General features: G+C 69.8%; 9 protein-coding genes. 3 read left to right on the top strand and 6 right to left on the bottom strand.

Features of this window, described 5'->3' with window-relative positions; genetic code table 11:
• The 4 genes from AC1D12_RS15400 to AC1D12_RS15385 form a co-directional block, all read right to left on the bottom strand.
• A partial coding sequence (locus AC1D12_RS15400; RefSeq protein WP_477841320.1) for an AEC family transporter occupies positions 1–808 on the bottom strand: 808 nt, incomplete at its 3' end.
• Positions 809–835: 27 nt separating this feature from the next.
• A complete protein-coding gene (locus AC1D12_RS15395; protein ID WP_477825624.1) occupies positions 836–1,057 on the bottom strand; it encodes a hypothetical protein in 222 nt (73 codons plus the stop codon).
• A gap of 99 nt (positions 1,058–1,156) precedes the next feature.
• Positions 1,157–1,972, bottom strand: coding sequence for a phosphate/phosphite/phosphonate ABC transporter substrate-binding protein (locus AC1D12_RS15390; protein ID WP_477825625.1), 816 nt, complete (start codon positions 1,970–1,972; stop codon positions 1,157–1,159).
• Positions 1,973–2,218: 246 nt separating this feature from the next.
• Entirely contained in the window at positions 2,219–4,894 is a 2,676-nt protein-coding gene (locus AC1D12_RS15385; RefSeq protein ID WP_477841318.1) for a DNA topoisomerase III, read from the bottom strand.
• A 126-nt stretch (positions 4,895–5,020) separates the two neighbouring features.
• Here AC1D12_RS15385 and AC1D12_RS15380 point away from each other — a divergent pair, with 126 nt between their 5' ends.
• The 3 genes from AC1D12_RS15380 to AC1D12_RS15370 are packed head-to-tail and all read left to right on the top strand — an operon-like array spanning position 5,021 to position 7,219.
• The gene (locus tag AC1D12_RS15380) at positions 5,021–5,557 is read left to right on the top strand and encodes an SET domain-containing protein (RefSeq protein WP_477826263.1); all 537 of its coding nucleotides are present in this window, start codon (positions 5,021–5,023) and stop codon (positions 5,555–5,557) included.
• A 7-nt stretch (positions 5,558–5,564) separates the two neighbouring features.
• Positions 5,565–6,554, top strand: coding sequence for a biotin--[acetyl-CoA-carboxylase] ligase (locus tag AC1D12_RS15375; protein ID WP_052211333.1), 990 nt, complete (start codon positions 5,565–5,567; stop codon positions 6,552–6,554).
• Positions 6,554–7,219, top strand: a complete 666-nt coding sequence (locus tag AC1D12_RS15370; protein ID WP_047501524.1) for a hypothetical protein — start codon at positions 6,554–6,556, stop codon at positions 7,217–7,219. The genes AC1D12_RS15375 and AC1D12_RS15370 overlap by 1 nt, the downstream gene beginning before the upstream one ends.
• A gap of 33 nt (positions 7,220–7,252) precedes the next feature.
• On the opposite strand, the gene AC1D12_RS15365 is transcribed toward AC1D12_RS15370, so the two are convergent.
• Positions 7,253–9,046, bottom strand: a complete 1,794-nt coding sequence (locus AC1D12_RS15365; RefSeq protein WP_477841316.1) for a S8 family peptidase — start codon at positions 9,044–9,046, stop codon at positions 7,253–7,255.
• Positions 9,047–9,090: 44 nt separating this feature from the next.
• On the bottom strand, positions 9,091–9,529 hold a 439-nt coding region (locus tag AC1D12_RS15360; protein ID WP_477841314.1), incomplete at its 5' end, for a PKD domain-containing protein.

The following is a 9,529-nucleotide window of genomic DNA, read 5'->3' as shown; positions in this document are numbered from 1 at the left end:
CCAGCAGCTTGAGCACCGAGATCACYACGGCACCGCGCACGGCGCCCTGGATGCCGTAGTACGCAAGTGACATGCCAATCAGCACCAGGCACAGCGGCACGACCGGCAGGCCGAGCTGGACCAGCACCTCGTCCAGCACCGCGGGCATCGCCAGGCCCGACAGGTTCCACGCCAGCCCGGCCAGCACCGGCAGCGTCACCGGATGGATGATGGTGTTGCGGGCGGTCCGCGCCAGCGTGCGCCCCAGGTGGGCGCTCGAATGCCCCTGCCGCACCCGCGAATCAGGGTACCTGCGTGCTTCGCACTCCGGTGTTCGGCCTTGGGGCGGCCCGGCGGCCTCACGCGCCAGGTCGAACTCGACCAGCGCGGTGAGCACCGTCAGCAGCGTCAGCGCATGCAGGCTGACGATCGCGACGTGGATCGACAGCCCGGCCTCGCCGAACAGCGCGGTGGCGAGCGGGATGCCGACCTGCACCGTGTTGCCGAAGCTGGCCGAGATCGCGCGCACGCTGGGTGCGGCCGTCGGGAGCGTGCCGGCACGCACGCGCGGCCGCTGCCAGGCGTAGACGCCGAGCAGCAGCGCGAGCACCGGCACGAAGAACGCGACCAGCGTGCCCCACGGCATGCCGACGAGGTCGAGCCGCGACGTGGTGCGAAACAGCAGCGCCGGCACGAAGATGTAGAACGCGGCGTTGCCCAGCACGCGCGCAGGGTCGTTCTCACCCAGCCAGCGCAGGCGGCCGGCCAGGTAGCCGAGGGCGACGATCAGGAAGATGACGAGGAGCTTGAGCAGCACTGGCGGCGACATCGCCCCAGTATCGATCAAGCCCTCGCGTCAACCGGGTGTCGTTGCGGCAGCGGCGGGGTTGACCCGCTTGGTCGGCATGCTCAGCCAGTAGACCTTGACGCCGCGGCCGAGGGCGGTGCGGTCGATCGCGGCCACCTTCTGCTGGTCGACCTCGTAGGTGGCTGAGCCCGGGGTGCTGGCGCAGGCGCCCAGCAACGCCACGGGCAACAAAGCGGGCAGAACACAGAACGCACGAACAACACGCAGCATGGCGGGCTCCTCGGGAAACGTTTCCGGGCTTCCCGAGATTAGGCGTCGCGCGGCCGCAGCGCAACCGGCACGAACCCGAGCCCCCCAGGGCCAGCGGCCCTACAGGCCCAGCCAGGTCCCGATCGACATCAGCGCCGCGTCGTCGTAGCGCACGAAGCCCTGGAACTTGGTCGGTTCGAGCTTCTTGCGGCCTTCGTCGGTGCCGTCCAGCCCGAGCAGGTACTCACGCACCTTCTCGACCTGCTCGGCCGACAGGTTGGGGCTCGCGATGATGTGCTTGATCGGCACCGGCTTGGACTTGAACATCACCTTGCCGCCTTTGGCCAGCCAGTCCTTGACCACCGCGTTGGACGCCGTCGCGCCGGCCTGCGTCAGGTTGTTCTCGACGAAGAACGGCACCGCGTCCTGGTAGCGGGTGTAGGTGGTGGCGACCAGCTTCGGGTCGCCGATGGCGTCACGCAGCGAGGCGCGGACCATCCAGGCGGTGATCGAGTCCTCGTCCGGCGCGCCCAGCTTGCGGCCCTTCAGGTCGGCGAGCGACGCCACCGGCGAGTCGGACTTCACGAGGAAGCTGGCGCGGTACTCCAGGAAGCCCTTGGTCACCGCGACCAGCTTGTAGCCGGGGTTCTTCATCGCGGCGATCGAGATGTGCGCCGGGTGCACCATCGCCAGGTCGTAGGCCTTCTCGGCCAGCCCGCGCTTGAGCGACGGGTAGTCGCCGATCGGCTCGATGCTGACCGGCTGCTTCAGGATCTTGCCCAGGTCGGCCGCGATCGCGGCGTACTTGGCCCGGATCTCTTCGCTCGGGACGCGGTAGGTCACGCCCTCGTTGACCGCAAAGACCAGGGCCTGCGCCCAGGGCGCGCAGGCGGCGAGCGCCACCGCGGCCAGCCATCGGAAGTCACGCAGTTTCATTCGGAATCCCTGTTCCTGTGTTTGACGCCTGCGGCCCCAACGACAGGCCGCGCCGCCGCATCACCCCGGAGCATCGACGGTCGCCAGATGTGACAACCGGTAACCGAACCGAGTGTGTGCGCACTTGTAGTGGACGCAGTGTCGCACTACACAGGAGTCACAACATGCCGCTACGAGAGACTCGACGTGACAAATGTCGTGACTAGAGAATGAATGAATACCCGGGAGTAACGTTTAAACCCCAATTCAAGCCCCGCCGTCGGCCGCCTTCTTCGTGACCTTCCGGACCGCCTTCTTGGCCGGGGCCTTGGCAGCCGGGGCCTCGGCCTCGGCCGGCGCTGCGGTCTTCGCGGCCGCGGCCTCGCCCGCGGCCGTCTTGGCAGGCGGCTTCGCGGCGCGCGGCTCGAACTCGAAGCTGACCTTGCCCTCCTTCTTGTCGAAGGCCAGGAAGGCCTTGAACTTGCGCCGCGTCTTGTTCGAGACGAAGTTCTCCAGCAGGTCGGTCTTGCCGGTGGCGAGCAGCTTGCTCATCTGCTCGCGGGCCACCGGCTGCTGCAGGATGATCTTGCCGCTCTTGAAGTCGCAGGTGATGTGCGCGCCGACCGCATGCTCGCAGACGTAGGAGCTGCCGAACTCGAAGACGCGGCCCTGGCACTTCGGGCAGTGGCCCAGGCTCTCCTGGTCGGAGAAGTCGACCGGCTCGCCGGCCTCGGCGTTCTTCGCGTCCTCGCCGAAGTCGAACTCCAGCTTCCAGTTCTTGATCTCGTCGTCGAACGCGAGCTTCAGCTCGGCGGTGAACGGCCAGCCGGCCTTCGAGCGGAAGCCCTCGAGCGGGCCGATCTTCTTGTCGGCCAGGAAGCGCTCCACCTCGTCGAGCTCGAAGCTGCGCCCGCCGGGGATCTTGCTGATCGAGAAGCCGCAGCCGTTGTCCTCGGCCGGGCTGGTGCCCACGCAGGTGAAGCGGCGGTAGTTCTCCTTCACGACGCCGCCGCAGTTCGGGCAGGGTGTCTTGAGGGTCGCGTAGTCGCCGGGAATGGTGTCGCGGTCGTACTCCTTGGCCTTCGCGACGATGCGCTGCGTCATCGCGGCGATCTCGGCCATGAAGGTCTCGCGGCTGAGCTTGCCCTTCTCCATCTCGGACAGCTGGAATTCCCAGTTGCCCGTCAGCTCGGGCTTGGTCAGGTCCTCGACGCCCAGGCCGCGCAGCAGCGTCGTGAGCTGGAAGGCCTTCGCGGTCGGGATCAGCTCGCGGCCCTCGCGGTGCATGTACTTCTCGAGGATCAGCCCTTCGATGATGGCCGCGCGCGTGGCCGGCGTGCCCAGGCCCTTCTCCTGCATCGCCTCGCGCAGCTCGTCGTCGTCGATCAGCTTGCCGGCGCCTTCCATCGCCGACAGCAGCGTCGCCTCGCTGTAGCGCGCCGGCGGCTTGGTCTTCATCGGGTTGACCGCCACGTCCTCGGTGCGCACCAGCTCGCCCGGGGCCACCGCCACCAGGTTGGCGTCGTCCTCCTGCGCCTCGCGGCCGTACACCGCGAGCCAGCCCGGCTTCACCATCACCTTGCCGTTGGTCTGGAAGCTGTGCTCCTTGCCCGCCGCCTTCACGGTGCTGATGCGTGTCGTGACCATGAACTCGGCCGGCGGGAAGAAGACCGCGAGGAAGCGCTTGACGACCATGTCGTACAGCTTGGCCTCGACCTCGGTCAGGCTGCGCGGCGCCTGCAGCGTCGGGATGATGGCGAAGTGGTCCGACACCTTCGCGTTGTCGAAGATGCGCTTGTTCGGCTTGACGTAGCCCTCCTTGAGCGCCTTCGCCGCATGCGCCGACAGCGGGCGCAGCGGGCCGGGCAGGTCGTCGGTGGCGAGCATCTGCATCGTGTCCTTCACGACGGCGACATAGTCTTCCGGCAGGTGCTTGCTGTCGGTCCGCGGGTAGGTCAGCACCTTGTGCTTCTCGTACAGCGCCTGCGCGATGCTGAGCGTCGTCTTCGCGCTGAAGCCGAAGCGGCTGTTGGCCTCGCGCTGCAGCGTGGTCAGGTCGTAGAGGCCGGGCGAGCTCTGCGTGCTGGGCTTGGCCTCTTCGGTGACGCTCGCCGGCTGGCCGCGCGCCGCCTCGGCGATGGCCTGCGCGTCGGCCGCGTTCCACAGGCGGTCGGCGCGCTGCTCGGCGTCGTCGGGGTTCTTCTTCCACTTCGGGTCGAACCACTTGCCCTCGTACTCGCCGGCCTGCGCCGCGAAGGTGGCCTTCAGCTCCCAGTAGTCACGCGAGACGTGCTTGCGGATCTTCTCCTCGCGCTCGACGACGATCGACAGCGTGGGCGTCTGCACCCGGCCGACGGTGGTCAGGAAGAAGCCGCCGTCGCGCGAATTGAACGCGGTCATCGCCCGCGTGCCGTTGATGCCGACCAGCCAGTCGGCCTCGGAGCGGCTGCGCGCCGCCTGGGCGAGGCCCTGCAGGCTTTCGTCGCTGCGCAGGTTGTCGAAGCCGTCGCGGATGGCCGCCGGCGTCATGCTCTGCAGCCACAGCCGGCGCACCGGGTGCTTGCTCTTCGCGTGCTGCTGGATCAGCCGGAAGATCAGCTCGCCCTCGCGCCCCGCGTCRCAGGCGTTGATCAGGTCGGTGACGTCCTTGCGCTTGACCAGCTTGACGATCGCGTTCAGCCGCCCCTTGCTCTTGTCGATCGGGTTCAGGTCGAAGTGCGGCGGAATCACCGGCAGGTTCGCGAAGCTCCACTTGCCGCGCTTCACGTCGAACTCCTCCGGCGCCTTGATCTCCAGYAGGTGGCCGACGGCGGAGGTCACGATGTGGTGCTCGCCCTCGAAGTACTCGTCGTGCTTCTCGAACTTGCCCGCGGTGGGCGTCAACGCACGCACGATGTCCTGGGCGACGGAGGGCTTCTCGGCAATGATCAGTGACTTGCTCATGGGACTTTCTGGTGATGGCTCGGCCGGGGTCGGCGCGTGCTCTCTACAATCCGGGCTTCTCGCGCGCATGCACGCACACGCATGCACGCGCGCGCACCCATGAATTCAATGTACCCAAAGAAACCGATGACGCAAGCCGGCACCGCCAAGTCCCCTCGGTCCACCCCTCGGTCCAGAGCGACCGCCCCCGCGAAGGACGCCGGCGCCACGGCCGCCGGCCGGCGCATCCAGGTGCGCCGCTCCGGCGTGCACGGCAAGGGCGTGTTCGCGATCGCACCGATCGCCCGCGGCGAGGTCGTGATCGAGTACAAGGGCGAGGTGATCCCCTGGGAAGAGGCGCTGCGCCGCCATCCGCACGACCCGAAGGACCCGAACCACACCTTCTACTTCCAGCTCGACGACGGCGAGATGGCGATCGACGCCAAGTACGGCGGCAATGCTGCGCGCTGGATCAACCACGCCTGCACGCCGAACTGCGAATCCGACGAGATCGACGGCCGCGTGTTCATCAAGGCGAGACGCGCGATCAAGCCGGGTGAGGAACTGTTCTAYGACTACGGCCTGATCATCGACGAGCGCTACACGCCGAAGCTGAAGAAGGAATACGAATGCCGCTGCGGCACCCGCAACTGCCGCGGCACGATGCTCGCCCCGAAGCGCTGAGGCTGCGATGAGCGACCCCACCGAAGACGACATCCCCGACACCACGCTGCCTGCGGCATCGCCGCAGCACTGGGGTGCCGAGGCGCTGTGGCAGCAGCTCGAGCCGCTGCTGCCGGGGCTCAGCGTCGAGGTCGTCGCGCGCATCTCGTCGACCAACACCGCGCTGCTGGAGCGCGCCCGCGTCAACATCAGCGCGATCGACGAGGCCGCGGCCGAGCTGGTGCAGGTGCGCCGCAGCGTCGAGAGCGCCGCCTTCGGCCGCCGCGCCGCCGACGTGCAGCCCTGCCTGCTGGTGGCCGAGCACCAGACCGGCGGCCGCGGCCGCATGGGTCGCGTCTGGAAGGCCGCGCCGGTCGCCTCGCTGACCTTCTCGCTGTCGCTGCCGATGAACCCGCCGGACTGGTCGGGGCTGTCGCTCGCGGTCGGCTGTGCGCTGGCCGACGCGCTCGACCCGCGCACGCCGGGCGATGCGAGTGCGCCACGGATCGGCCTGAAGTGGCCGAACGACCTGTGGCTGATGGAGGCCGGATCCGACGCGGGCCGGCTGGGCCGCAAGCTCGGCGGCGTGCTGATCGAGACGGTGGCGGCCGGCCCGCGGCGGCTGGCGGTGATCGGCATCGGCATCAACGTGCAGCCGATGCATGCCACCGAGCTGAACACCGGCTACGGCTGCGTGCAGGAGATCGACCCCGCGYTGACCGCGCCGGCCACGCTCGCGCGCGTCGCGCTGCCGCTGGTGAAGGCGCTGATCGAGTTCAACCGGCGCGGCTTCGGTGCCTTCGTCGACCGTTTCGCCGCACGCGACCTGCTGCGCGGCCGCGCGATCACGACGACGCAGGCCGACGTGGCCGAAGGCATCGCCGACGGCGTCAGTGCCAACGGCATGCTGCGCGTGCTCACCGCCGACGGCCCGCGCGAGGTCGGCAGCGGCGAGGTCAGCGTGCGCCTGACGCCGGCGGACGGCGGCGCGCCCGACCCGCAGGCCGAGGACGCCTGATGCTGCGTGCGATCGTGCTGTTGCTGCTGCTGGCGAACCTGGGCTTCTGGGCCTGGACGCAGGGACAGCTCGACGGCGTGGTCGGCGTGCGCGCACAGGGCGACCGCGAGCCGGAGCGGCTGGCGCGCCAGGTGCGCGCGGACAGCGTGCACATCCTGCCGGCGGGCGCGGCCTCGGCGCCGGCCGGCACCCCGGGCGAGCCGGCACTGGCCTGCCTGGAGGCCGGTCCGTACACGCCGGCGCAGATCGCGAGCGCCGAGTCCGCGTTGCAGAGCGCCTTGCCGCCCGGCAGCTGGAGCAGCGTGAGGAACGAGCTGCCGGCGGTCTGGATGGTCTACATGGGCAAGTACCCGAACCGCGAAGGCCTGCAGAAGAAGGAAGACGAGCTCAAGCGGATGAAGGTGCCGTACGAGGAGCTGCGCAACGCCCCCGAGTTCGAGGTCGGCTTGTCGCTCGGCCGCTTCGACAACAAGGACACGGCCGACAAGGCGCTGGCCGAGCTGACGCAGCGCGGCGTGCGCACCGCGCGGGTCGCGCAGTTGTCGGCGCCGGGCGTGAGCCACACGCTGCGCATCCCGCGCGCCGACGATGCGCTGTGGGCGCAGGTGATGGCGCTGAAATCGGACGCGTTGCTGGGCCGGCCGTTCGGCAGCTGCGCCAAGTGATTCGCAGCCCGGATGGCCATCCGGGTTCGTCGATCAGGCCGGAACCGTACGCCGCAGCGCGGCCACCGCAGCCAGCAAGCCCAGCAGCCAGCCGAAGCCGAGGGCGCCGCCGCCATCGTCGCCCGGCGGGTTGATCGGCGGATTGCCCGGATCGTTGCCCAGCCCGTTCGAAGGCAGGTCCTGGCCCTGGGCCGCGGCGGTGCGCAGCGCCGGGGTGTCGATCACGACCGACGACCAGTTCGGCGCGGTGTAGCCGGTCGGGTTCGCCGCGTACACCAGGGCCTGCGCCGCATCCATCAGCCCCGCACCGCAGGTGCTCGTGGTGCAGATGCAGCGGCCCGGGTTCGAGTTCGAACACGCGCCGACCACCGGCGACGTGACGTGCGGCCGCGCGCTGCGCTTGAGCCCGTCGATCATCTGCGCGGTCGTCAGGTTCGGGTTCACGCTGACCATCAGGCTCAGCACGCCGGACACCAGCGGCGTCGCGAAGCTGGTGCCGAACTCGTTGGCGTAGATCGGCGTGCCGGGGGTGCTGAATCCGCCGTTGCTGATCGTCAGCAGGCCATCGTCGTTGATCGTGCCGCCCCATGCGCCGATCTGCGAGGTGTCGCCGCCGACCGTGGCGATCTGGATGCTGGCGCCGAAGTTCGAGTAGCTGGCCTTGAAGCCGTCACGGTTCACCGCGACGACGCCGACCACGCCGCTGCAGTTGGCCGGACGCGTCACCTTGCCGCTCTCGTTGCCGGCCGGCGCGACCACGACGGCGTTCACCGCGGCCAGGTCGTTGATCGCGCTCTGGTAGGCGGCGTTGCAGTCGTTGCTGCCGCCGAAGCTCAGGTTGATCACGCGCGCGGGATGCGGGTTGATGGGCAGCGTGTTGTTGCTGCTGTCCAGCACCTGCAGGCCCGCCGCCCAGCGCATGCCGTCGACGATGTCGGCGACCGTCGCGCCGCACTTGCCGGAGATGCGCACCGGCAGCACGCGGCTGGTCCAGTTGACGCCGGCCACCCCGGTGCCGTCGTTGCTGGACGCGGCCGCGATGCCCGCCGTCGTGGTGCCGTGCCAGGAGCTGTCCTCGACGCCGCAGCCGCTGAAGGCCGCATTGCTCAGGTCCGCTTGCGAGACCCAGTCGCCCGGATCGCTCGGATCGGTGTCCCAGCCGTCACCATCGTTCGCGTACTCGATCTCCGAGACGAAATCGCGGCCCGGCCAGTAGCGCGCTGCCGACAGGTCCGGGTGCGTGGTAACGCCCGAATCGAGGATCGCGATCGTGACCGTCGCGCTGCCTTGCGTCGTGTCCCAGGCGCCCTGCACGCCCGGCACGCCGCGCATGCGGTCGCTGGCGACGTTCGTGTTCGATCCGCTGACCGGTTGCAGCCACCACTGCCCGGTGGTGCTGACGGTCTTCGGGAAACGCGGATCGTTCGGCAGCGCCAGCCGGCGCTCCAGGTCGTTGGTGACGACCCACTCCACGTCCGGTTGCGCCCGCAGCTTGGCGGCCATCGTCGCGGCCTCGCCGGCCGACAGCACGTGGTCGAAATCGACCCGCTGCGCCGCGCGCCCGTTCGGCGAGATCTTCAGCGGCGCGAGGCCGGAGGCGCGCATCACGCCCTGCAGCCGCTCGGTGCCCGCCCTCGTGATGCCGAGTGCCGCGGCCTGCTCGTGCGACGGTGCGTCCTTCAGCTTCACCAGCAGACCGAGCGCGCGTGGCGCCGTCGAGGCGGCCGGCAGCGAACGGTCCGGCAGGGGGGTCGCCGCGGCGGCGTGACCGGCGGCCAGGGCGCCGAGCACCGCGAGGGCGCAGGGGAGTGTCAGGAAGTGGCGCATGGGGATGTCTCCGTCGAGTGGAGATCATGCCCCAATGCGGGGCCTCAAGTTGTGTGCAAGGGTCTGCGCCGGCCGTGCGGCCCGCGCAGCGCCAGCACCGCCGCGAGCAGCCCGGCCAGCCACGGCCAGCCGAGGGCACCGCCGCCGCTGTCGCCGCTCGGGGCGGAGGCGCTCGGCGTCGTCGGCGTGGTGGGAGTGGTCGGCGTCGACGCGGCCGACACGGTGACCGAGGCGGTGCTGGTCGCCTGGTGCGCGGCGTCGTCGGTGACGGTCAGGCTCACGGTGAAGCTGCCGGCCGCCGTCGTCGCGACCGTCACGGTCGCGGCATTGGTGGCACTGGTGAAGCTCGCGATGCTGCTGCCGGCGGTCAGCGTCCACTGGTAGCCGGTGATGGTGTGGCCGGCCGGCGCCGACGAGCCGCTGCCGCTCAACGTGATCGTCGAACCCGCGGTGACGCTGCCGGAGCCGGCATCGATGCGCGCC

Source organism: Rhizobacter sp. P1_G5, from assembly GCF_056405435.1.
This window is presented reverse-complemented; position numbering and strand designations above follow the sequence as displayed.